Raw genomic sequence first — 23,126 nt, 5'->3', positions numbered from 1 at the left:
CTTACGCCATGATCAAAGCACTGAACAAACTTACAGGGCTTGGTATGCCTGAAACTCAGTATATTGTATAAAAGTCGCTCAACTTTAGGAGGTTTGGTTTCTCGTCTGAATTACGCAACAAAGCCAGTATTGTCTATAGATATTACTGTTGGGTTATCAATCACACATTAAAGTTCAGTTCAATGTATGAGCGCTTTGTATTAACCAAACTTGGTACAGCGACAGTTTTTATGTAAGAAACTTTCTTACATAAAAACTCAGCATTAATTCGGTTTATCACAAAAATATCAACTTATGGTTGTATTTGGTGATATCAATATATGGTTGTATTTTTTGTAACTAGTTGAAATTATGAGAGTTATAAATGTCAATTTATGGTTGTATCAACAGCCGCATTTAGCGGCTCTTTTTTTTGCCCGAAATCCGATTTGAATTCACTTAAGTAACTACGGCACAATGGCTTACGTTCGATATTTAATCCGATTACGCTAAGGAAAGCAGATGTACAAAGGAAGTTGTTTGTGTGGTTCTATCCAGTTTTCATTGGATGGCGCGGTAACCGATATTATTCATTGTCACTGTTCGTTGTGTCGAAAAGCGAGTGGTAGTGCGTATGCGACAAATGGTTTTATAAACGCAGTCGATTTAAAGCTAGATGATGCGGAAGGAACGCTGACTTTTTATGAAAGTAGTGAAGGAAAACGTAAGTACTTTTGTAGTAAATGCGGAACGCCGATTTACAGCTCTAATGCTCAATCACCAACAAGATATCGTCTTCGTTTAGGCGTTTTGGATAGTGATATCTTAGAAAGACCGATTTCTCACAACTTTGTCACTTCGAAAGCGAACTGGGAAGAATTCGACGCTGATCTTCCACATTACGAAAAACACGAACCGGGCCGAAAGTAGCCTCAAAATTAGTTCCACAATCTAGGGGGATACCACTATTTTAGACGTTTGGAATCTCGCGATTATAAGGACTTGTTGATGATTTTGAATCATATCTCTATTGGCACACAAGATGTGGTAAAGGCTGTGGCATTTTACGACTCGGTTCTCTCTACTCTATCTATTACACAAAGCCATTATATAGAAAATGTTGCCGCTGCTTACGGTGAGCAATATGAGTTTTGGGTAGGAAGCCCATGTGAAGGAAAAGCTTCAGCTAGCAATGGCGCCCACGTTGCTTTTAACGCCCCATCCAAAGAGTCTGTCGACCTGTTTTATTCTGTAGCCATTGAACTGGGTGCAACTTGTGAAGGTAAACCAGGGCTAAGGCCTGAATATGGTGAGACCTATTACGCTGCCTTCGTTCGGGATTTGGATGGCAACAAAATCGAAGCTGTATTTAATTAGCAACAATTGGTAAGTGTAAAAGGAAGTACACAATGATTAGGGAAATGGACATCTCTGACTATTCACAAGTGATAGCACTGTGGTCTGAAACTGAAGCGATGTTATTGAGGGAAGCGGACTCTAGAGAGAATATAGGTCGTTACTTAACTCGTAACCCAGGCTTGAGCTTTGTCGCGTTAGATGGGGAGGTGGTTGTCGGCGCGATATTAGTGGGGACCGACGGACGTCGGGGCTATGTTCAGCACCTCGCTGTCGACTCCCGTTGTCGAGGAAAAGGCATTGGCGCGAAGCTAATCTCACAAGCCGTCACCGCTCTAGAAGATATTGGTATCGCAAAGACGCATTTGTTTGTCGCCAACGAAAATCTAAATGCACAATCCTTTTACGAGAAGCTAGGTTGGTTTCCTCGTGATGAAGTGCGTATGTATTCTTTTAACTCTTCGCCTAGTAGCAACATATAACGGCGCGGCAGTGGAATACTTATAGATTAGAAACATATGGCACAGATGCCTAAACAGAGCTTATGAAGGCGTTGTTTAGAGAATAAGATTAATTGAATGGAGGCTTCATACTGAATGGAAATTGTATTTGTACGACATGGGATTCCGGACTATTCCCTGTCTGATGAACGACAGATGACCCAACTAGAAAAAGACTACGCACCTTTGGCTCGCACGGGTATTGATATTATTCATGCAGTGGCTGAAAAGATAGAACCTAAACAAGCTGAGATCATCATCTCTTCTCCTTATACTCGAGCGCTTCAAACTGCTGAGATCATTAACCGTAAGCTTGGTCTAGAACTCTTTGTTGAGCATGATTTGCGAGAATGGCGAGCGGATTTGGTTGGTGGTTATGTTGATCTGACAGAGCGAGATAGGAGATGGGCGGAGTATCGAAGCGCATTAAAGAATGGAATTGAACTCGATAACGTGCCTTATGAAAACAGAGCTGAGCTAAAGGGCAGGGTGGAGCGAGTCCTTTCTCGTTACTCTCACTTTTCTAAGGTGATTGTTGTTTCACACTTTAACGTGTTTGAAAGCCTAGCGGGTTACCAAGAAGATGGGGTTGAATGTGGTGGTTTTCGTCAGTTGACACTCTAGCGTCTTATTCTTTTATGAATCTTCGGAATAGGCTGTTATCCGCCATCGGAAATTCGATACGCCAAAATGAGTGGTTGATTAACCTTTAACCAATCCCCATCTCAGTTTGATAAGGAAAGCGTGAGTTAGGGATAACAATATGGATTATCTATTTGTTGTTGTTTTATTTGCCGTGTCATCGTCAGTGACGCCCGGGCCAAATAACATCATGGTGATGACATCAGGGTTGAATTTTGGAGTTAAGAAGAGCCTACCACTTTTGACTGGGATCTGTGTTGGTTTTACCGTTATGTTGTTGCTGGTGGGATTAGGTTTTTCGCAACTGTTTGAGCTATTTCCAAGCCTACACTTTATTATCAAATGTGTCGGGGTGCTTTATTTACTCTATCTTGCCTATCTTATTGCTAAGTCAGCGGGTGCGGTTGAATCTAATGCGCAAAACAAACCTTTTTCATTCATGAAAGGCGCGCTGTTTCAGTGGGTCAACGCCAAAGCTTGGGTGGTCGCTACAGGTGCGATTGCTGCTTTCACCACTGTTGGCACAGACTTCTTAAGTCAAAACGTCATGATCGCTTTGACCTTCTTTGTTGTTTCGTTTCCATGTGTCGGTGTTTGGTTGGTATTTGGTGCGTTACTCAAGAATGCTCTGAATAGTGCTAAGAGTCGTGCAGTGTTTAATTTTACTATGTCTGGGTTGCTTGTAGTATCGGTTATCCCTGTGATTATGGAAATTACTCAGCAGTTGACTCAGTAAAAGAAAAGGCACGTGCTTGCCACTATTGCTTGATGTAGTCTTCAGGTAGATGAGCATGGCCCGTTCGTTCTGCGAGATAGATTAACGCATCGATAACTCGAATCGGTGTTAATAAGCTCTCTTCACCGCATTCTTCAAGTTCAAATGATAAGTAAAGGTTATCGGCCTCTACTTTAACGAACAGGTTGCCTTGCGGCGCTCTATCTTGCGAAGTTGCGAAAACACCAATCCCAAGAAAGTGCGAACAGCTTAGATTGCTTGTCGCATAAATATCGCAGCTTAGTTTGTGGGCAAGTGTCAGAAAATCGAGCAGTAAGTTCACTTGTTCATCAGATACATTATCTAGCGCATCAATATGAGGTGCTTTACAGAAACGTTCTAAATAGTTCATCATTTGTTCGATATCATTGTCGAATGGCATAGTAATGTGCTCAAAGTGGTAAGGTCGACGTTTGTTCAAAGTATGATACGCAGGAAGCGCGGTTAAATAAACAGGAGCTTACTACCATTTTTGATAGGCTACGCTCCTGTTGAATCACTTATTTTTCCAGCTTATTTTGTTGGTTTGTTGCGCTCAATTACGGTAATTGCGATCGCTAAGAACAAGATATCTTTCACTAAGAAGAAGTTTGTAATCAAAATACCATCTGACACTTTCCAAGTGTTGGGTGTCGTTAGTAAGAAACTTAGTGTTGCAATGAATATACCTGCAGCTGCAATGCCAGAATAGTAGGCGATTTTTGGGTTTTTGAAGCCAGCAATAAGGGCAATTGCAACGATGATTTCAGTTGCGCCTATGATGTTGGAAACAGCTTGGACAGACAAGACATCGTAGAGCCAACTCATTGCGAAGTGATTGGCAACCAAAGGCTCGATGAGTTTTGCTTCTGTTGGTGTGAATTTATATATACCAATCCACGCTAAAACCAAAGCAACACCAAAGACACCAATGTAATAGCCAAAATTCGTTTGTTTAAGATCCGTTGCTTGAACGTGCATATTGAATACTCCAAGTTAAATTAAGTTCGTTCATATGACCGCATGGCGAAATAAAAAATTTCGAAAACATTTATACATAAATAATAAAACTAAGGATTGGCCATGGTTCCAGTGAATACGTCTGTTGTGTCGGGAGTAGCGCTCTCAGAAATCGATGGAGAGATAAAACTCTTGCTAATGAAGCGAGTGAAAGGTGGCTTCTGGTGCCATGTTGCTGGTTCTATTGAAGAGGGGGAAACGGGCGTTGAGGCGATAGTGAGAGAATTTGATGAAGAGACTCAGATCAAGGTAACACATCTGTACAATGCTCAGTTTTTAGAGCAGTTCTATGAGGCCAACGTCAACGTCATTCAGTTGATTCCAGTATTTGTTGTTATGTGCCCGCCGAATCAAATTGTGCAGTTGAACGATGAGCACACAGAATATAAATGGTGCTCGTTAGAAGAGGCGATAGCATTGGCGCCATTTCCTAATCAGCATGCGGTGTATAAACATGTGTGGTCGTACTTTGTTGAAAGACCCTTTAACTCATTATATCGAGTTACACTATAAAGCTCTGCTGTAGATAGACAGTTGAAGGATTGAATAAGCAAGGAGGCAAAATGAGTAAGGTGTATTTGTTTGATTGGGGGGATACCTTGATGGTCGACTTCCCAAATCAATCAGGGAAAATGTGCCATTGGAATGAGGTACAAGCCGTGGATGGAGCTAAGGATGTGCTGCGCGTTTTATCGCAAAATCATTCGGTCTATGTGGCGACCAATGCCGCGGATTCAAGCGAAAATGACATTAAACAGGCGTTTGAGCGAGTGGGGCTTGATGCCTATATTTCAGGTTACTTTTGCAAATCGAATTTAGGAATTGGCAAAGGAACTGCGGAGTTCTTTCATAAAATTGTGCGAGAACTTGGTGTCGACTATGACTCTGTTGTTATGGTTGGCGATTCTTTAGACAAGGATATCGATCCGGCAATTAAAGCTGGAATTGAGGCCATTTGGTTTAACCATGGTGATCAGCGAAGTGAGAAAACAAAGGCTACCGAGATAAACCATTTAAGTCAGCTTTGCACTTAATTAATTTGTCTTTTATTGGGAAATTGAATCGAACAAGGAAAAGAGACGTGATTAGAATACGAGATTACAAACCATCGGATGCCCCCAAGTTATGGACGATCTTCTTTGATACGATTCGAAATGTGAACACTCAAGATTACACGCAAACTCAAGTTGAGGCTTGGGCTCCTGATAACTTTGATCCAGCGGTTTGGCAAAAGAAAATGAATGAAATTTCACCGTTTGTTGCCGAAAAAAGAGGTGAGATCGTCGCTTACAGTGATCTTCAATCAGATGGGTTGATAGATCACTTCTTTTGTCACCATCGATACCAAGGTCAGGGTATTGGTCGCAGTTTAATGTCGCATATTTTTCGCGTAGCCGACGAAAGAAGCATCACCCGTTTATATTCGAACGTTAGTATCACGGCCCGTCCTTTTTACGAGAAAATGGGCTTTGAAATGATAAAAGAACAAGAGATTGAGGTACGAGGAGCAGTACTGCGTAACTATGTCATGGTAAAGTCGTGAGCAAGCTCGGTAATGATAACCATTCCCGAGTGGCAACCATGAAGGATGATCGAAATGTATGGGATATTGCTTACGTTACATATTTTAGCTGCCACAATTTGGACGGGAGGTCATATTGTATTGGCGGTAGTGGTTTTGCCACGGGTTCTTAGAGAACGTTCTGCACAGCGGTTACTAGATTTTGAAAGTGTTTACGAAAAAATCGGTATGCCAGCTCTGATAATTCAAATCATTACGGGCATTATGCTTGCTTATCGAATGCTACCAGATGTGAGTCTTTGGTTTGATATGTCGATCCCAATAGCCCACGGAATCGCCGCGAAGTTGATTTTATTGCTTTTAACTTTCGCCTTCGCCCTAGACGCAAGGTTCCGAGTTATCCCTAAACTATCGGCTTCAAACTTAAAGGATATGGCGTTGCATATTATCCCGGTAACACTGTTTTCTGTTCTTTTTGTTGTCGTCGGTGTTTCGTTTCGAGTAGGGTGGTTGGCGTAATTTAAAAAGATTGGCTAAAAACCAATATCAAAAGAGCCGCAAATGCGGCTCTTTTTCATATCTAGATTGATAGTGTTTTAGAATTGGTAATCTGCAACAAGACCAAAGGTACGTGGACCTCCCATTTCAAGTAAGTCATGCTTGTAACGTAATACGTAGTCAACGTCAGTAGCGTTCTTAACGTAAGCACGTATTGTAAGGTCGTTCACAGCATAACCTGCATTTAGGTTAAGAATTGTGTAGTCACCAGCTGCAGTATCTTTGTTGTTTTTCATGTCTGTGTAGTAATCAGAAACATGATTCATGCGAGCACCAAAGAACAGGCCAGATTCAAGTGTCTGGTTAAACCCGAGGCCAGCAGAGAATTTAGGCGCGTAGCTAAACTCATTGCCTTCAAGATCTTCAAGTGTACCGTCAGGGCCTTTCGTGATCTTAGTTTTAAGTAAACCAGTGAAAGCGTAGATTTCTAAGCCACTATCGAAGCCAAAGTTTGCTTCAACTTCGGCACCGTATGTTTTGCCTTTAGGGATGTTAGCGATGTAGCTATCGTAACGATCACCAGAATCACCTTTCACAGAGGTCTGGTAATTATCGTAATCGTTATAGAAGACGTTTGCTGTTAGCCCTAATCGGTTGTCCATGAAGCTTGAGCGAGAGCTTAACTCGTACGTCCATACCTCTTCCTGGTCAAAGACAAACACTTCTTGCTTGTACTCATTGTATCCCATACTACCGGCGTTATAGCCTTTACGAGCAGTTAGACCCAAAGTGGAATCTGAAGAGACTTTGTAAGTCACACCAACTTTAGGCAAGAAGATACCGTTGTTATGATCTTCTTCAAAATCAAGAGGGTACTTGTTGTGGTCAAACTCTCGGTCTAAGGTATCTTTTTCATAGCGTGCACCAAGTAAAAGACCCCAACGTTCGGTTAAGTTGACTTTAGAATCGAAGTAAATCGCGTTAGTGTTCAATTTGTCTTCACGGCGGAATGAATCAGTCGCCGTATCTTGATCTCTAAAGAAACTGCTAACACCAGCAACGACGCTGTACTTTTCATCAAGTGAATCGTAAGAGAGTTTCGCTTCAACGGTGTAGTTAGTTTCATCAACATCTCCCCACCATTGGCCAGGTCTAGGATACGCTTTGAATTTGGTTGTGTAATCACGGCGAGCCAATAAGAAATCAAGAGCAAACTCGTCGTTGATTAAGTAAGCAACGTCAAGGTTGGCATTCCAGCTTTCTGTTTCTTGGCGACGCGTGCCCTTAGGGTCGTCATACACGTATTTACCTTTTTCGGTAACAAAGTTTGTGTATTGACCTTCCTCTTTACGACTTGCAACGGTCAGTTTCGCCGTTAGCTTGTCGTCACCCATTGGCTTAAAGAGTAGTTTGGCACGCACATTGTTGGATTCAACTTCAGACGGATCCCACGGATATTTATCGTTCTCCAATGTGTAATCAATTGGTGTATTACCACGCGTTCCTTCCGCAGCGATACGGAAAGCCAGTTTATCTTCAACAATCGGTGCAGAGACAACGCCCGCTAAGTGGTATTTGCCATCTTCATTTTCATAGCCACCGCGAACCTTACCTTCAGTATAGAAGCTTGGATCTTTGGTTTTAATGACGACCGCACCACCAATACTGTTACGACCTTGGTTGGTTGATTGAGGGCCTTTGTATACTTCGACCTGCTCTGTATCCCAAAGCCCAGCTTTACCAAATGACTCACCGGTCCAAGATTCAGATACACCATCAACGGTGGTATTTACTCGCGGTGTCGCACCAGTCATGAAGGAAAGGAAACCTTCACTAGAACCTCGTCCATCGACACCACGAATGTGAGCGACACCTGAAGGTGCGTTAAGAACGTTAGGTACGCGATCAAGTAAGTCGTAGTAAGTGCGATCTTCACCGTTGTCCGCTTCGTCGGTGAACACGGTTACTGAGCTCGTGTTTTCAGCCAGTGTGCCACCCAGTCTTTCACCTATTACAACCACTGTTTCTAGGCTGTGGACGTTATCATTTTCCTCTTCTTCCTGAGCGTAGCTGCTAACACTCGTACCTAAACAAATTACACCGATCAACGTGGCGAGTTTGGTCTTGTTGGCATGACTGATAGAAATACCGCTTTTTAAATCCATGGGCTTCATGACCTAAGAAATCCTTAATTAAAAATGACGAAAAAGTGTTTGAAGTTAACGCAACAATTATGTAAAAGTCTGTTGCTGTCGATAATAGTAATGATAATTATTATTGTTTACAACAATAATTAAGGTTAATTTGTGCCACTGGATCACTATTTCTCTTGAATAGAACAGCGGTCTAATAGTTGGGAACGTGATGATTGTTGAAAACATTCAAACGGAAGAAAAGCCATTGTCTTCCAATTGCTTAAGTTGGTTAGAGCGAGAAAATTGTTCAATAGGTGACGATAAATGGTGGCAAACGGTCGAATCTGAGGGAACGCCACTAATTGTTCACAGCCAAGGTGATTATGCTGAGGTGATATTTCTGTGGCGCTCGGCTTGGCCGCTCGCGGGAGAAAGCATCAAAGAGGTTTACATCGATATTAATGGTGTGACAGATCATCACCGCTTTGATAGGGCTAAGCTCACAAATATCGAACAGACAGATGTTTGGTTTTATCGGACAAACATCAAGCGAACATGGCGCGCTGGGTACTCATTTATGCCAGTGACAGCCGAGCTTGTTCAGCCAGAGTATTCTGGAAGTCACGAAGAGAAAAAGGCGCAACACCGTCAATGGTTAAGGCAGGTTTTCCCTCTTAGCTGCCGAGATGAGCTTAATCAGAATAACCTCAGTGGTTGCGATTGGGGCGAAACGAAATCCCCACTGTGTATGCAAGATGCTCAGCCTCAAGATGAGTGGCAAACTTTCGATCAACAAACCGGGGAGAGTATCTCTCAGCCTGACTTAACGTTGAAGTGGTCGAGTGATTTGCTCAATACGACACGAGATATTTGGCTATTTTGTACCGCTTCATCTGTGAGTCAATGCTCGCTGCCGGTTGTCTTTGTGCTTGATGGCCGCTTTTGGTCTCAGTCTATGCCTATCTATGACGCGCTTTCTAACGCGACGAATGGCCAGAGGTTACCTGAAGCGCTGTACGTTTTGATTGATGAAGTCAACGGCCAGCAGCGCAATGATGAGCTGGGGTGTAACCCGAAGTTTTGGCAAGCACTATCAGATGAATTGATCCCTCTGGTTTCTAACTATTTTTCTATCACACAAGATCCGCAGCAAACGGCGGTTGTGGGGCAAAGCCTAGGCGGTTTGTCTGCAATGTATGCCGTACTTAACTGGCCAGAGCGATTTGGTCTTGCTGTTTCTCAATCTGGTTCGTTTTGGTGGCCAGATTTTTCGATCATCAAGCCGCCTAGTGAATATATCGCGCCAGAAACAACATCTCTGTTAAGTGACATGAGCCAGCGCGTGCATAGTGGTCTGGGTTCAACCAGTCAGTTAAAAATCTATATGGAAGTTGGGAGTGGGGAGGACATCATGGTCGATCTTAGCCAAGACCTGTTCCAACAACTCTCTACCCAGCAACATCAAATTAAATATCGAGTCTTCGATGGTGGCCATGAACGCTTGTGTTGGCGTGGCGGGATCATCGATGGCCTTGCTTACGTTTTTCAGTGTAAATCCAACTAAACCCTTACGGAGTTAGATATGTCCGAACAATATGTGAACCCATTCGACGAGCCAAAAAATCAGTTCATTGTGCTAATCAATCACAATGGGCAGTACAGCTTGTGGCCGGAGTTTAAACAGACGCCATCAGGTTGGAGAAATACCTTTGGTCCTGCTGATAAAGCTGAATGTATCCAATACGTTGAGTCGAACTGGCAAGACATAAGAGTCTAATTAGCGACACATCACTATAACTAGAAAAATTTGATTATTAGTTTTAAGGAATGGACGAATGCATGCCCAAGATGCGAGAGAAGAGAGATGTCCTCTAATTGGTACGCAACAGGGGATATGGTTTGCGCAGCAAGTTATGCCAAACCCCGAGGAATTTAATGTCGCGCATTATGTAGAAATCGAGGGAGATATCGATCTCGATAAATTTGCCAATGCGGTCAAACTTGGTATTGAGGCGGCGGATTCTTTACATTGCCGCTATGTTGAAATGGATGGAGAAGTACAGCAGCTGTTCTCTGAACAACGATTTGAGACAGATGCACTTGAAGTGTTGGACTTTTCTGAAGCAGCTGACGCTGAGCAGTCTGCGCTTAATTGGATGGAACAAGATCTCGCCAGCGTCATTGATCTTGAAAGTGAAAGTCCTCGTTATCGACACGCACTCATCTATGTTGGTGAGTCAGAAGCGCCAAAATGGCTTTGGTATCAAAGATATCACCATATTGATGTTGATGGATTTAGCTTCAATAGCATCACTCACTATATTGTCAGCACCTATAACCACCTTACTAAAGGCACGCCGCTACCAGAGTCGTTAAGCTCATTCAAAGAGGTGGCATTGGAGCATCAAGCTTATCTACAAAGTGAGCAGCATTCCAAGGCGAAGGATTACTGGTTGGGGCAGGCAAAGCTGTTACCAGAGCCAATCTCACTAACAACCGGCGGTCGTAATTTAGAAGCTCAAGGCATTGAAAAGCTCACCATCGAGCTTGCTGGTGGAGGTTGGCTAAATCGGGAAGGGAACAAAATCTTGCCGTCAGAGTTGGCAATGGCACTGGTTTTCGCATACCTCCATCAGCAATCCAATCAAAAATGCGTGTGTGTTGGCTTTCCGTTTATGCGACGAATGGGCAGCTCTGCGATAAGCTCATCCGGCGCAGTCGTGAATGTACTGCCCGTCGCAGTCGACATTGACTCAAGCATGACCATTGTTGATATTGCAAAAGCAATGAATAAGGCGATTCGCCAAGCTCGTCGTCATCAAATGTACGATGCGGAGCAAATACAGCGTGACATTGGTAAAGTAGGCCAGCCTCTCTATGGGCCAATGCTCAATTTCAAGCCGTTTGAAGATGATCTTGAACTGGCTGGAGCGCGAGCAACAACGCATATTCTTTCCGCTGGCCCGATTGATGATATTGAGTTTTCACCTCAGTTAAACAACAACCAGTTGAGCTTAACGCTTACGGCAAGTGCGACAAAGTACTCTCAACATGCGCTCGATCTTCACTTGCAGCGATTTGCATTTATGGTGGAGCAAGTTGCTTGTAACCCCAATATCGCGCTGCAAGAATTGATGACGATACCGCCAAGTGAACAAGATTTAATATCTGATTGGTCGCACGGTCGTTCGCAGCCTTCTATTGCGGGTGAAAATACAGTTATCGATCTCTTTGAGCGTCAATTAGAGCAGAAACCTAACGCGATGGCACTTCACTTTGGAGGGCAGAGTTGGAGCTTTGCTGAGCTTGGTAAAGCGGTCAAAGATCGCGCTCATAAGATCCAAGCATTGGGTGCGGGTAAGGGAGATATTGTTGGTGTCGCATTACCACGCTCTCCAGATACGATCATTACTATGTTGGCGATACTGCGTAGTGGGGCAACTTATCTACCGATTGATCTTGGTTATCCGCAAGAGCGTATTGAAACCATCATAGAACAGGCGCAGCCTTGGGGGGTGATTGTAACTGATGGCGAATCGTTATCTTGGCAACGCGTAACTCGCTTTATCACGCTTAATGAGCTAAACCGCTGCCAACCTGATAAGCGTCCAACTGCAGAGATTTATCAATCGGATGTGGCCTATATTGTGTTTACATCCGGTTCGACGGGTAAACCGAAAGGCGTTATGAATACCCATGGCGCACTACTCAATCTGCTCCATTCTCATCAAGGGTCGATATTTGCCAAAGCGATCAGCGCAGTTTCGTTGAAGCAGCAAGTTTCAGCTAAAGAAGTGCAAATTCGTGCTGCGCATACAACTTCATTCTCTTTCGATGCTTCATGGGAACAAGTCATTTGGATGCTTTGCGGTCACACACTCTATCTCTACGATGATGAGCAGCGTAAAGATGCGTACGAGCTGTGTGAAAGAGTCGTGCAGGATAAGATCAATGCGCTAGATCTCCCCCCATCACTGTTTAGCCAAATGTTAGATAACAGCCTAATGGAGGCAGAACACGTTCCCTCCTTAGTGTTGATCGGCAGTGAGGCTGTGCCAGAGCAGTTGTGGTCGAGAGTAAAGGCGTTCCCAGATCTACATGTTGAAAACTTCTATGGGCCAACAGAGTTCACCGTTGATGCCGTAAGTGCGCCGTTGATCTCTGATGATACACCAGTGATTGGCACGCCCATCTTAAATGCCAAGGCGTATGTTCTTGATCAAGAGTTAAATAGAACTGCCGTGGGTGTTGCGGGTGAGCTTTATCTAGCGGGCGCTGGCTTGGCGAAAGGCTACTTGAATCAAGCTGGGATGACCGCAGAACGGTTTGTGGCTAATCCATTTGAACATGGTCAAATCATGTATCGTAGCGGCGATTTGGTTAAGTGGAGGGACAATGGCCAACTGGATTTCATTGGCCGAAGTGACGATCAGGTAAAAATTCGCGGCTTCCGTATTGAGTTAGGAGATGTCGAAAGCGCAATCAACGCCATTGAGGGAGTCGACACGACGGTAGTGATCGCGGAGCGCCATGCGGATTCTCACCGACTGCTGGCATACTGCACCTTAACCAATGATGCGAAAACCAAGTTTGATGAAGCGGCGCTGTTGGCACTGATTTCGAGTTTGTTACCAGAGTACATGGTGCCAGCCGCTTTAATTGTTTTAGATGCTTTTTCACTCAATCTTAATGGCAAAATAGATAGAAAAGCGTTGCCTAAGCCAGTCTTGAGCTCTGGTGTAGAGTGGGTTGCGCCAGCCAATGAACAAGAAGAAGTACTATGCGGTGCTATTAGTGAACTGCTTGGAGCAGAACAAGTAGGCTCCAATGATGATTTCTTTAATTTGGGCGGCGATAGCATTTCTGCCATGGGATTGGGCACGCTGCTGAGAAAAGCTGGTTATGAACTACGCCCGAGAGAAATATTTGCAGCGCGCAAAATTGATGCGATGGCGGCATTGATGAAACCACTGCAGTCTCAGGTTACGGTCAGTCAAGACGGTGAAATTGAACCACTACCAATGTGGCAATGGTTTGAAGAGACTTTCTCTGTAGATACGAGTTATGTTCAGGGAGTCTTTGTCGAAGTTGAACCTGAAACGACCCTATTGCATCTACAGGCAGCACTCAAGCAACTAGTCACCAAAAATTCGGCATGTCGATTAGTTAAAGAGGGTGCTAAATATCTCATTGCATCTATCGACAAGCTGGATCCACCTTCATGGGTTGATTCTGTAGCGGTCAATGATTTAGCAGATGCGAACCTTGATGATTTGTTTGAACGTTCGAGCCAAAAATTATCATTGTCGACGGGTCAATTAATACAACTTGTGCTGGTCAATGATGAAGTGGGTAACAAGGGGTTGATGATTCTTGCTCACCACTTAATCATTGATGGCGTTTCATGGCGTATCCTGTTACCGCAATTGAGAGCCTTAACCCGTGCTCAAGTTACTGGAGATAGCATCGAGATTGCTGCAGAAGTGACGGGTCTCAACACTTGGTCAAAAGCACTACATCAGCATGTGACTGAAATTAACCATCAAGTTGAGATGTGGCGTGAGCGCGAAACGCGAACGGTTGAACCATTAAAAGTCGTTAATAAACAAGGCGCGATTGTTCATGAGCGGGTGTTGTTAACGGCGGATATCACTGAAAAGCTACTCAGCCAGAGCCAAAGTACTGCGGCGATTGATATCGATGAGTTGTTGATTGCCTCTGTAGCTTCTGTGCTTGGTGACATCTACCAAAAAGATTCGATTAAGCTGAATTTGGAATCTCATGGCCGGGAAGAATTTGACTCGACACTTAACTTAACGCAAACACTAGGTTGGTTTACGACGGAATACCCATTGGTAATTGATGTTGCGAGCAACGGGATTTCGGATTTGCTGAAAGAAGTTAAGCAAGCGAAAAGGAGTATTAAGGATAACGGCTTGGGCTACATGTCTCTCAAGTATCTAGATAATCCATATCGCGATGAATTTAGCTTATTGGCAAAGCGCAGCAAAGCTTCGTTGTTGTTCAACTACCTTGGTCGCTTTGAAAAAGCGGAGGGCACTTGGGCTCCAATCACACGTGAAGGGAAATTCGCTGATACATTTGCAGTGGCTTTAGATGGCGACCAAACGTTGCTGCATGATTTAGAGCTAAATATCTTTGTTGATGAGTCAAAGCAAAAACCGCAACTCGCTCTTAATTGGGCGTGGGATAATGCTCAATTTGATCACCAAGAGATCGCCTCTATTTGCCAAGGTATTGAGCAAAAACTGGAGCAGGCTTTAAGTTGGCTATCGAGTAGTTGTGATGCGGAAATGGCTCTCAAAGTGCCGGCAGAATACACGCAAGAGAGTATTACACTAAGCGATGCGGCTCTATTAGCGGCGCACTACGGTACAGTTTCTGATGTATTGCCAGCTCTACCATTGCAGGAAGGTTTGTTGTTCCAATCTCAATTAGGTGATGAAAACAGCAACTATAACTCCATGACACGACTTACTTTCCAAGGTGAGGTTAAGCAGCAATGTGTACAACAGGCATTGAATGCTGTCATTGCTCGTCATCCTCAATTGTTGGCAAAATTTGATAGCTTGGTACTTGGTCACACGATACAGCTTATTCCAGCTCAATTATCTGACTGGCCGATGAAATGCTTTGATCTACGTAATCAAAGTATTGAGCAGCAACAAAGTAATCTTGCACAAGTCCAAAAGGAGGAATTGGTTCGACAATTCGATCTCAACAACCCTGAAGAGTCATTGCTCAATGCGACGTTAATTTATCACGGTCAAGATATCAGCACGCTATTGATTTCTGCACACCACTTGGTTGTTGATGGCTGGTCCACACCAATCCTACTGCGTGATTTCTTAACGGCTTACTCTAGCGTTAATTCAGAGCTTTCATCGGTTTCTGCAAAATATTCGGACGTTGTCAGTCAGCTTAAACAGCGCGATAAAACTCCCGCACAACAGTTGTGGCGCGAAGTACTCCAAGACGTTAATCCTAATATTGCGTTTGAAGATGTACCGCTTAATGATGAGGTTAAAGAGCTTGAGCTGACGATTGATAAAGAGACGACACAGCGCTTAAGTCAATTACTTCGTCGCTCAGGCCTGACAATGAATAGCCTCATGCAAGGTATCTGGTCTTCAATCTTGGGCAGTATGACGGGGCGAGAAGACGTGGTGTTTGGCACGCCAATCTCTGGACGATTTGGTCATGTAAAAGGCATTGATGAACACATTGGTTTGTTCAGTAATACAATTCCAGTTCGCATGAAACTGAACGCGAAGCTGAGCCTTCTTGAGCAGTTAAAAGTGCATCAAGAAACGCAGATTCAACTGCTAGAGCATGATGAGCTTGGTCTAGGCGAAATTCAGCAATTAGCGGGGGGCGAAACTCTGTTTGATACCTTGCTAGTGGTCGAGAACTACCCTGATCATTCAGATTGGTATCAGCAGGATTATCAAGGCGCTCAGCTAATTGACATCCATAACCGTGGCTATACCCATTATCCGTTAACCATCTTGGTTCTCCCTGGTGAGCAGATTCATATCTTGTTTGAATATCGCGATACATCGGGTGTTGCAGAGAAAGTGATGAGAAGGTTTGAAAAAGTATTGCAAACCGTCATCGACTTCCCTGACTTACCGCTGACTCAGTTGGATTTACGTTTGAATGAAGAGATTGAGCTACAACGCTGTATTAACCATACGTCAGCTTTGGTTTGTAATACGACGCTACGTCACTTAATGGCTGAGCAAGCGCTGAAAACACCAAATAACCTTGCTTTGGTCGATGGCGAAAAAGCATTCAGCTATCAAGAGATGCGTCATCAAGTCAACGGTTTCGCTAACTTGTTGACTCAACATCATGTCGGGGTAGGAGATATTGTTGCCGTTGCGCTCCCACGAAGTGTGAAACTAAGCTTGGCATTCAACAGTATCATCGAATGTGGCGGTGCTTATTTACCACTTGATGTCAGCTACCCAGATGAGCGATTGGCTTACATGATCAATGATGCCAAGCCGAAGTTGATTATTACTACCTCTGAATATCAAGAGCGCTTTAGTCACTTAGGCGAACTTTTGATATTGGATCAGCTACCTAAGCCGAGCCCGTTTAGTGAAGTTTCAAATCAAGAGTCGTTAACGGCTGAGCATGGTGCTTATATCATCTACACCTCGGGCTCGACGGGCAATCCAAAGGGTGTACTTGTTTCTCACAAGGCTATTGTAAACCGCCTACAGTGGATGCAATTTGAATATCAACTTGCAGAGCATGACGTGGTTTTACAAAAAACACCATGTAGCTTCGATGTTTCTGTATGGGAATTCTTCTGGCCATTGATTCAAGGATCCACACTGGCGATGGCACCGGCTGAATCCCACAAAGATCCTGAATGGCTGATGCAGGTGATAGACGATTACCATGTCACAACTATGCACTTTGTGCCTTCAATGTTGGCCGCCTTTATGGCGTCGATTGACTCAAATACTGAAGCAGGAAGCAAAGTAGCGACTAGCCTTAAGCGTGTGTTCTGTTCAGGTGAAGCTCTATCCAAAGAGCTTTCAAATGAGTACGCGAAATGGATAGACGCACCTTTGCACAACTTGTATGGACCAACAGAAGCGGCGGTGGATGTGACTTATTGCCCTGCGTTTGGTGAACCATTGGAAGAGAGCCTTGGGACTAGCGTTCCGATTGGTTTACCAGTGTGGAATACACAAGTTTACGTGTTAGATAGCTTCCTAAGAGAAACGCCGATTGGTGTTCCGGGTGAGCTCTATCTTGCTGGTGATCAGCTTGCAATTGGTTATTTGAATAGAAGCTCATTAACGGCTGATCGTTTCATTGCGAGCCCATTTGGAACGGGTGAGCGAATGTATCGTACAGGAGACGTTGTTCGATGGTTGCCTTCAGGAAAGATAGAGTATTTAGGTCGCAGTGACGATCAACTCAAAATTCGTGGCCAAAGGATTGAACTTGGTGAGATAGAAACCGCGTTGCAGGCATTGCCAGATGTGAAGCAAGCGTTAGTGTGCGCAAAAGCGTTAGGGTCAGAGAAGAAAATGGCTGGTGCGGATGATCGTCAACTCGTCGGTTATGTCATTCTAAATGATGGGGCGCAAATGGATGGGGCAGAACTTAAAGCTATGCTCGCGGAGCATCTCCCAGCCCATATGGTACCGATTGCGGTCATTATTCTTGATGACTTCCCTTTGAGTGCCAATGGCAAATTAGATCGCAAGGCCTTGCCATTACCAAGTGACATTGCAGCAGGTGAAGGTAGAAAAGCTAGCCCTGGGCTTGAAGCGCAGTTAGCGGCTATTTTCGCCGAGGTCTTGGAACTAGAGACGCTGTCTGCAGAGGATGACTTCTTTGCCTTAGGTGGTCATTCCTTGATGGCAATGAAGCTCGCGGCAGATATACGACGTGTGCTTAATATGCCTGTCACTGTGGGACAAATCATGGTTAACCCGACGGTTGAGAAGTTAACGCTACTGCTATTGGATGAAGATGCGCTTAAAGACCCGACTCAAGCTGGGTTTGGGACCATGTTACCTATTCGAGCTGGTGATGGTCCGGCACTGTTTTGCATTAACTCTGGTTCAGGGTTTGCTTGGCAATACACGGGGCTACCTAAGTTTTTAGATGGCCGTTACCCAATTGTTGGCTTGCAATCTCCTGATCTGTCGGGCGCGATAACCACAGCTCAAGATATGAAAGAGGCGTGTGAAATCTACTTTAAGCTACTCAAAGAGATACAGCCAGAAGGTCCTTATCATCTGTTGGGCTACTCTTTTGGTGGTAATGTTGCTCAACATCTTGCGGCGAAATTAGAACAAAATGGCGACGCAGTTGGTTACCTTGGTTTATTGGATACTTATCCGCCTGAAGGCCAGGATTGGGAAGGACCAATGAGTGAGGAAGAAGAGAACGAACTAGAGCGAGAAAAAGCACAGTTCCTTGCCTCAAACGATGTGACGGATGATGCTCTGGATCAGCAGAGGTTGGAAATGTTTCAAACCATTGTTTCTAACTACGAAGGAGCGATTCGCCTACTATCGGGAGCGAATTCTCCAAGATATAGCGGTCAAGCTGATCTGTTCGTAGCTCAGAAAACGGTTCCAGACGGGTACGATATTGATCAACATTGGCAATCGTTTATTGGTGGGGTAGAAAAACTCTATTTTGACTGTTCTCATGAAGACATTATCGCTCCGGATAATGTTGCGGAAATTGGTCAGCAGCTGAATAAGCGACTTAACCAAACAGAGACTTTAAAGTCATAAAGATCAAGCCGGCGTAACAGCCGGCTTTTTTAATTTTGATTGACAAGAATAGGGGGCTAATAAGGCTTAGGCAGAACGAGTGGGGTGTGGGTTAAAGGGTCGTCAATAATCATGCTATTGAGTCCGTAAACCTCTTGAATCAAGGATTCTGTGATGATCTGTTTAGGTTCGCCTTGAGCGACTATCTCACCTGATTTCATCACAATCAGATGATCGGCATAGCGACAGGCATGGTTTAGGTCATGCAACACAGCAACAATGGTACGCTTTTCATTTCTGTTTAACGCTTTGAAAAGCTCAAGTAACTCGATTTGATGCGCGATATCTAAGTAGGTGGTTGGTTCATCAAGCAGGACATAAGGTGTATTCTGAGCGAGCACCATGGCAACCCAAACACGCTGGCGTTGCCCTCCTGATAAAGACTCAACCGTTTGGTCAAGTAGCTCGTCTATGTGTGTTGCCTTAATCGCTTCATTGACTGCTTTTTCATCTTCTGTCGTCCAACGGCGCAAAAAAGATTGATGAGGAAACCGGCCGCGTGCAACCAAATCGTGAACGGTTATACCGCTAGGGGCGATAGCTGATTGTGGTAACAGCCCCAACATTTTCGCTAGGGTTTTTCGCGGATAGTGTTGAAGGTCTTTGCCATCGAAATGGATACTTCCCTTGCTCGGGTTCAGAAGCTTGCTTAAACCTCTTAGCAAAGTCGACTTTCCGCAGCCGTTAGGTCCAAGAATCACTGAAAACTTCTTGTCTGGGATTTCCAGAGATAAATCTCGTGCGATCAGTGATTCTTGATAACCTAGCGTGATATCGTTGGCCGTCAGACGATTTCTATTTGGCGGTGTTGATTGTAATACGTCAGTCAAAGCATCAGTTTCCTGATTGTTGAATTAAAAGGTAGATCAGGTAGAAACCGCCAATACTGATGGTAACCATTCCGACCGGTAATTGGTTAGGAGCAAAAAGATTCGACGCAGCGAAGTCCGATAAGGTTAAGAGCATCGCGCCCATAAGTGCAGAAGGTATGACACCGACTCCGCCTTGCTTAGTCAGTTTTTTAGCAAGTTGAGGGGCAACTAAAGAAACAAATGAGATAGGCCCTGCGGTGGCAGTGACCGCTGCGGTTAAAATAACGCCAAATAGCATCGCCAGTTGACGCGTTCTTTCACTGTCTACCCCTAACATATTGGCGCTGTCATCACCCATTTCGAGAATATTCATTTTCCGAGCGAGTACTAGCGCGGCCAATATTGCAACGCCAATAAACAGAAAAGAAGGAAGCACCATATCCCAGCTTAGGCCGTTCAGAGAGCCTGCTCCCCACAAGGCTGCGCTCATGGCTGTTTCTAAGCTGCTAGAGACCATAAGCCAAGTATTAAAAGCACTTAACATTGCACTGATACCAATGCCAATAATGATCAGCCTGAATCCCTCAACGCCTTGCTTAAATGCTAAAAGATAGACGATCGCCGCGCAGGCAATCCCCCCTGCTATGGCTCCTAAAGCGATTTGGAAGTAGTTACCGCCAAGTAAAATGATGACGATTAGCGCACCGGTGTAAGCGCCTGTATTGAAACCGATAATATCTGGGCTACCTAAAGGATTACGAATAAGCGATTGAAATAGTGCACCGCTGATCCCTAAAGCGGCACCAAACAAAAGGCTTGAAATAAGGCGGGGTAGGCGCCATTCCAAAACGACCGTTGATAAAAAGCTATCACCATCGCCAAAGAAAACTTGGGTTAATTCTGTGAAAGACGTTTTAAGTTGCCCCGTTGAGAGAGCGATAGCCGCGACAATCAAAGTCATTAGGCTAAGCGCTAGGCACCAATGTAAGCTTTTGACTGGGATGAGTATGTTGTGAGAGCCTGATTGGCTGCCGAACAGTATCGTTTTCGAAGGTTGCATTAGAGTTTGCCAAATGAAGTAACTTTTCGTGCCAAGTAGATAAGCACAGGAGCTCCAACAAACGCGGTCACAATAGAGACTCGTATTTCATTGGTTGCGATGATTCGCCCTATGATATCGGCGCTGATTAACAATAAAGGGCCAAGGCAAATTGAATATAAGCTTAGCCACAGTTGGTTTGGCCCTGATAGCCGTCTTGCGATGTGTGGAATCATTAACCCAATAAATCCAATCGGCCCTGCGATAGCGGTGGCACTGCCACAAAGTAAAGCGATAGAAACAAGAGCGGTCAGTTGGATGATACGGACATTTGTGCCCAAGCCTTGTGCGACGTCTTCACCGAGTGCCAGGTTGTCGAGCGATGGTGAGATAATCAACGCGGCGAGCAGACCTAAAACTATTGGAGGAGTGACAAAAGAAATAAGCTCTATATTTCTAACGTCTAAAGAACCTGCGTCCCAAAACCTCATTTGGTCGAAGGCCATTGGGCTCATCAGGGTAATAGTAGAGGAAATACCTGCTAGCAAGGCGCCGATTGCGACACCGGCGAGGGTAATCTTAAGGGGATTCACTCTCGCTTCTTTGTATGTTCCGATAAAGTAAACAAAAATGCTTGTGATCATGGCACCAAAAAATGCAAACCATAGATGCTCTGCAATGCTTTGATTTCCAACCCAAATAATACCTGCCAATACACAAAAGCTTGCTCCGGAATTCACGCCGAGAATTCCCGGGTCGGCGAGGGGATTACGTGTTATCGATTGAATTAGGCAGCCTGCAACAGCCAATGCTGCGCCCACAATCAGACCGACAAGGGCTCTCGGTAAACGGCTTTCAAGAACGATTTGAGCCTCTGTTGACTGAACATTACCGATAACCGCCTGCATAACTGTTGTCATCGAGATACTTTTAGCGCCAATAAAAAGGCTAGCAAAGCAAACGACAAGCAAAAGAACGAAAAGAGTTATTAGCTTGATCGTATGGGCGCTTTTTGTGTTGGGAGAGCAAGACGATGTATTAGCCGGTTTCAGCTTAGTCTTGATAGCTGAGGAGGGTAGATTCAAGTTAGCCACAATTTAAATGAAAATAATTATCATTGCTATTATTATAGTTTGCAGACTAGAATGTTCAAGCTTTAAGCATTCGTACTTACGGCTAACTCTTTTTATTTCCTCAATTTTTGCGTATTAAGCTCATGAAAACACCTAAATTACTCTTAGATTTTAGTTTGCTGAAAGAAAACCCCCATTTCAGAATGGTATTCATTGCTAGGATGATGTCTGTACTAGCGCTTGGGATGATGACAGTTGCGGTACCGATACAAATTCACCAAATGACCGGGTCGACATTGCAAGTTGGTTTGATTATGGCGTTGGATGGAATCGGGATGTTTGTCGGGCTGTTACTTGGTGGCGTGCTAGCGGATAAATACGACCGACGCAAACTGATCTTATTTGCCCGAGCGACCTGTGGTATTGGTTTTGGTGCTTTAGCGCTTAACAGCATGTTGGCAGAAGCCTCACTTGCGGCGCTGTATATTCTGTCCGTGTGGGATGGTTTCTTCGGTGCTATGGGAATGACAGCCTTAATGGCTTCACTGCCAGTCATTGTTGGGCGAGAGAATCTTCCTTCGGCCGCAGCGTTGAGTATGTTAACGGTGCGTATGGGTATGGTGCTATCACCTGCGATTGGCGGATTGATCATTTCATTTGGCGACGTAAGTTGGAACTACCTTGCGGCATCGGTGGGAACACTTTGCACCTTGATTCCTTTATTCCGTTTGCCTTCTATGAAGCCGACTCACAAAACGCCTGAGAACCCACTTCTGTCATTATACGAGGGCGTAAAGTTCTTATTCTCTAACAAGGTGGTTGGTTGTGTCGTTGTATTTGGTACGTTAGAGACCTTAGCAACAGCGGTACGAGTGATGTTCCCTGCGTTGGCATTAGAGACTTTTACTGGTGACGCGACTAATGCAGGTCTAATGTATTCGGCGATTCCTTTAGGGGCGATTATAGGTGCTTTAACATCTGGATGGGTCAAAGAATCGAAGAAGCCAGGTATGGTAATGATTTATTCGACCATGGGCGCATTTGTGAGCATTATGCTGATGGGACTGGCGGGCAACTTCTGGCTGTTTCTTGCTATCTTAGTTGTTTATGGCTACTTAGGTTCAGTGGCTTCTCTGGTTCAATACTCGATTGTACAAGGCCACACGCCTGATCATCTATTAGGACGAGTTAGTAGCCTATGGACCGCGCAGGATGTTACGGGCGACTCCATTGGTGCTGTAGGGCTTGGGGCCTTGGGTAAAGTGATGGCACCAACAATGTCGGTGTTTAGCTTCGGGCTTGGTGCGACGGGCATTGGTATGTTGATGGTGATGGCATTTCGCTCATTGCGACAAGTGACGTTATTTGATCCTGCCTTAGCTCCAAACCCTGAAGAAGAGGAGCAAACGCCGACTCCGGCAGCCGCGACCAGTTGATTGAAAATACCGCCTTTAGTAAG

At 44.5% G+C, this 23,126-nt stretch carries 19 protein-coding genes; 13 read left to right on the top strand and 6 right to left on the bottom strand.

The window, feature by feature from the left end; translation table 11 throughout:
* Positions 1-501: 501 nt before the first annotated feature.
* The 5 genes from GVO60_RS09530 to GVO60_RS09510 all read left to right on the top strand — a co-directional run bounded on the left by GVO60_RS09530 (position 502) and on the right by GVO60_RS09510 (position 3,213).
* Complete coding sequence (locus GVO60_RS09530) at positions 502-909, top strand: GFA family protein (protein WP_159653275.1); 408 nt, start codon at positions 502-504, stop codon at positions 907-909.
* Between the two features lie 78 nt (positions 910-987).
* Positions 988-1,356, top strand: coding sequence for a VOC family protein (locus GVO60_RS09525; protein ID WP_159653273.1), 369 nt, complete (start codon positions 988-990; stop codon positions 1,354-1,356).
* A gap of 32 nt (positions 1,357-1,388) precedes the next feature.
* Positions 1,389-1,817, top strand: a complete 429-nt coding sequence (locus GVO60_RS09520) for a GNAT family N-acetyltransferase (protein WP_159653271.1) — start codon at positions 1,389-1,391, stop codon at positions 1,815-1,817.
* 114 nt (positions 1,818-1,931) lie between these two features.
* Positions 1,932-2,459, top strand: coding sequence for a histidine phosphatase family protein (locus GVO60_RS09515; RefSeq protein ID WP_159653269.1), 528 nt, complete (start codon positions 1,932-1,934; stop codon positions 2,457-2,459).
* A gap of 139 nt (positions 2,460-2,598) precedes the next feature.
* Positions 2,599-3,213, top strand: a complete 615-nt coding sequence (locus tag GVO60_RS09510) for a LysE family translocator (protein ID WP_159653267.1) — start codon at positions 2,599-2,601, stop codon at positions 3,211-3,213.
* A 22-nt stretch (positions 3,214-3,235) separates the two neighbouring features.
* Here GVO60_RS09510 and GVO60_RS09505 read toward each other — a convergent pair whose 3' ends face one another.
* The gene (locus GVO60_RS09505; protein ID WP_159653320.1) at positions 3,236-3,634 is read right to left on the bottom strand and encodes a hypothetical protein; all 399 of its coding nucleotides are present in this window, start codon (positions 3,632-3,634) and stop codon (positions 3,236-3,238) included.
* A 131-nt stretch (positions 3,635-3,765) separates the two neighbouring features.
* On the bottom strand, positions 3,766-4,212 hold the full coding sequence (locus GVO60_RS09500; RefSeq protein WP_159653265.1) for a YkgB family protein: 447 nt from the start codon (positions 4,210-4,212) through the stop codon (positions 3,766-3,768).
* A gap of 102 nt (positions 4,213-4,314) precedes the next feature.
* Between GVO60_RS09500 and GVO60_RS09495 the strand changes: the two genes are divergently transcribed.
* Genes GVO60_RS09495 through GVO60_RS09480 form a run of 4 tightly spaced genes read left to right on the top strand, consistent with a single transcriptional unit; the run spans position 4,315 to position 6,292 of the window.
* On the top strand, positions 4,315-4,764 hold the full coding sequence (locus tag GVO60_RS09495) for an NUDIX hydrolase (RefSeq protein ID WP_159653263.1): 450 nt from the start codon (positions 4,315-4,317) through the stop codon (positions 4,762-4,764).
* Between the two features lie 50 nt (positions 4,765-4,814).
* The gene (locus GVO60_RS09490; RefSeq protein WP_159653261.1) at positions 4,815-5,285 is read left to right on the top strand and encodes an HAD family hydrolase; all 471 of its coding nucleotides are present in this window, start codon (positions 4,815-4,817) and stop codon (positions 5,283-5,285) included.
* A gap of 47 nt (positions 5,286-5,332) precedes the next feature.
* The gene (locus tag GVO60_RS09485; RefSeq protein WP_159653259.1) at positions 5,333-5,794 is read left to right on the top strand and encodes a GNAT family N-acetyltransferase; all 462 of its coding nucleotides are present in this window, start codon (positions 5,333-5,335) and stop codon (positions 5,792-5,794) included.
* Positions 5,795-5,848: 54 nt separating this feature from the next.
* Positions 5,849-6,292 (top strand): CopD family protein, encoded by a 444-nt coding sequence (locus tag GVO60_RS09480; protein WP_159653257.1) that lies wholly within the window; start codon positions 5,849-5,851, stop codon positions 6,290-6,292.
* Between the two features lie 77 nt (positions 6,293-6,369).
* Here the strand turns inward: GVO60_RS09480 and GVO60_RS09475 are convergent, their stop codons facing one another.
* Positions 6,370-8,445 carry a TonB-dependent receptor gene (locus tag GVO60_RS09475; RefSeq protein WP_159653255.1) on the bottom strand — a complete coding sequence of 692 codons (2,076 nt, stop codon included), beginning with the start codon at positions 8,443-8,445 and terminating at the stop codon, positions 6,370-6,372.
* A gap of 190 nt (positions 8,446-8,635) precedes the next feature.
* Here GVO60_RS09475 and fes point away from each other — a divergent pair, with 190 nt between their 5' ends.
* From fes to GVO60_RS09460, 3 genes are read left to right on the top strand one after another with little or no spacing between them, the layout of a single operon-like run.
* A complete protein-coding gene (gene fes, locus GVO60_RS09470) occupies positions 8,636-9,970 on the top strand; it encodes an enterochelin esterase (protein WP_159653253.1) in 1,335 nt (444 codons plus the stop codon).
* 18 nt (positions 9,971-9,988) lie between these two features.
* Positions 9,989-10,183, top strand: coding sequence for an MbtH family protein (locus tag GVO60_RS09465; RefSeq protein ID WP_159653251.1), 195 nt, complete (start codon positions 9,989-9,991; stop codon positions 10,181-10,183).
* A 58-nt stretch (positions 10,184-10,241) separates the two neighbouring features.
* Positions 10,242-18,704 (top strand): non-ribosomal peptide synthetase, encoded by an 8,463-nt coding sequence (locus tag GVO60_RS09460; RefSeq protein WP_159653249.1) that lies wholly within the window; start codon positions 10,242-10,244, stop codon positions 18,702-18,704.
* A gap of 56 nt (positions 18,705-18,760) precedes the next feature.
* Here the strand turns inward: GVO60_RS09460 and GVO60_RS09455 are convergent, their stop codons facing one another.
* From GVO60_RS09455 to GVO60_RS09445, 3 genes are read right to left on the bottom strand one after another with little or no spacing between them, the layout of a single operon-like run.
* On the bottom strand, positions 18,761-19,573 hold the full coding sequence (locus tag GVO60_RS09455) for an ABC transporter ATP-binding protein (protein WP_159653247.1): 813 nt from the start codon (positions 19,571-19,573) through the stop codon (positions 18,761-18,763).
* 4 nt (positions 19,574-19,577) lie between these two features.
* The gene (gene fepG / locus GVO60_RS09450) at positions 19,578-20,615 is read right to left on the bottom strand and encodes an iron-enterobactin ABC transporter permease (RefSeq protein WP_159653245.1); all 1,038 of its coding nucleotides are present in this window, start codon (positions 20,613-20,615) and stop codon (positions 19,578-19,580) included.
* Positions 20,615-21,688 carry a Fe(3+)-siderophore ABC transporter permease gene (locus tag GVO60_RS09445; RefSeq protein WP_225874915.1) on the bottom strand — a complete coding sequence of 358 codons (1,074 nt, stop codon included), beginning with the start codon at positions 21,686-21,688 and terminating at the stop codon, positions 20,615-20,617. The genes fepG and GVO60_RS09445 overlap by 1 nt, the downstream gene beginning before the upstream one ends.
* Before the next feature lie 122 nt (positions 21,689-21,810).
* Between GVO60_RS09445 and entS the strand changes: the two genes are divergently transcribed.
* Entirely contained in the window at positions 21,811-23,103 is a 1,293-nt protein-coding gene (entS, locus tag GVO60_RS09440; RefSeq protein WP_159653241.1) for an enterobactin transporter EntS, read from the top strand.
* Positions 23,104-23,126: the final 23 nt, after the last annotated feature.

The organism is Vibrio atypicus, assembly GCF_009811315.1.
GTDB classification, from domain to species: domain Bacteria; phylum Pseudomonadota; class Gammaproteobacteria; order Enterobacterales; family Vibrionaceae; genus Vibrio; species Vibrio atypicus.
The sequence above is the reverse complement of the archived record's forward strand: the minus strand, read 5'-3'. Positions and strand labels throughout refer to the sequence as shown.

What these genes read in the sequence shown, in the direction of transcription:
- GVO60_RS09495 (WP_159653263.1), top strand. Translation starts at nt 4,315, where the DNA reads ATGGTTCCAGTGAATACGTCTGTTGTGTCGGGAGTAGCGCTCTCAGAA.
- GVO60_RS09475 (WP_159653255.1), bottom strand. Translation starts at nt 8,445, where the DNA reads ATGAAGCCCATGGATTTAAAAAGCGGTATTTCTATCAGTCATGCCAAC.
- GVO60_RS09525 (WP_159653273.1), top strand. Translation starts at nt 988, where the DNA reads ATGATTTTGAATCATATCTCTATTGGCACACAAGATGTGGTAAAGGCT.
- GVO60_RS09505 (WP_159653320.1), bottom strand. Translation starts at nt 3,634, where the DNA reads ATGCCATTCGACAATGATATCGAACAAATGATGAACTATTTAGAACGT.
- GVO60_RS09480 (WP_159653257.1), top strand. Translation starts at nt 5,849, where the DNA reads ATGTATGGGATATTGCTTACGTTACATATTTTAGCTGCCACAATTTGG.
- GVO60_RS09530 (WP_159653275.1), top strand. Translation starts at nt 502, where the DNA reads ATGTACAAAGGAAGTTGTTTGTGTGGTTCTATCCAGTTTTCATTGGAT.
- fes (WP_159653253.1), top strand. Translation starts at nt 8,636, where the DNA reads ATGATTGTTGAAAACATTCAAACGGAAGAAAAGCCATTGTCTTCCAAT.
- GVO60_RS09515 (WP_159653269.1), top strand. Translation starts at nt 1,932, where the DNA reads ATGGAAATTGTATTTGTACGACATGGGATTCCGGACTATTCCCTGTCT.
- GVO60_RS09460 (WP_159653249.1), top strand. Translation starts at nt 10,242, where the DNA reads ATGCATGCCCAAGATGCGAGAGAAGAGAGATGTCCTCTAATTGGTACG.
- GVO60_RS09500 (WP_159653265.1), bottom strand. Translation starts at nt 4,212, where the DNA reads ATGCACGTTCAAGCAACGGATCTTAAACAAACGAATTTTGGCTATTAC.
- GVO60_RS09510 (WP_159653267.1), top strand. Translation starts at nt 2,599, where the DNA reads ATGGATTATCTATTTGTTGTTGTTTTATTTGCCGTGTCATCGTCAGTG.
- fepG (WP_159653245.1), bottom strand. Translation starts at nt 20,615, where the DNA reads ATGCAACCTTCGAAAACGATACTGTTCGGCAGCCAATCAGGCTCTCAC.
- GVO60_RS09520 (WP_159653271.1), top strand. Translation starts at nt 1,389, where the DNA reads ATGATTAGGGAAATGGACATCTCTGACTATTCACAAGTGATAGCACTG.
- GVO60_RS09465 (WP_159653251.1), top strand. Translation starts at nt 9,989, where the DNA reads ATGTCCGAACAATATGTGAACCCATTCGACGAGCCAAAAAATCAGTTC.
- entS (WP_159653241.1), top strand. Translation starts at nt 21,811, where the DNA reads ATGAAAACACCTAAATTACTCTTAGATTTTAGTTTGCTGAAAGAAAAC.
- GVO60_RS09490 (WP_159653261.1), top strand. Translation starts at nt 4,815, where the DNA reads ATGAGTAAGGTGTATTTGTTTGATTGGGGGGATACCTTGATGGTCGAC.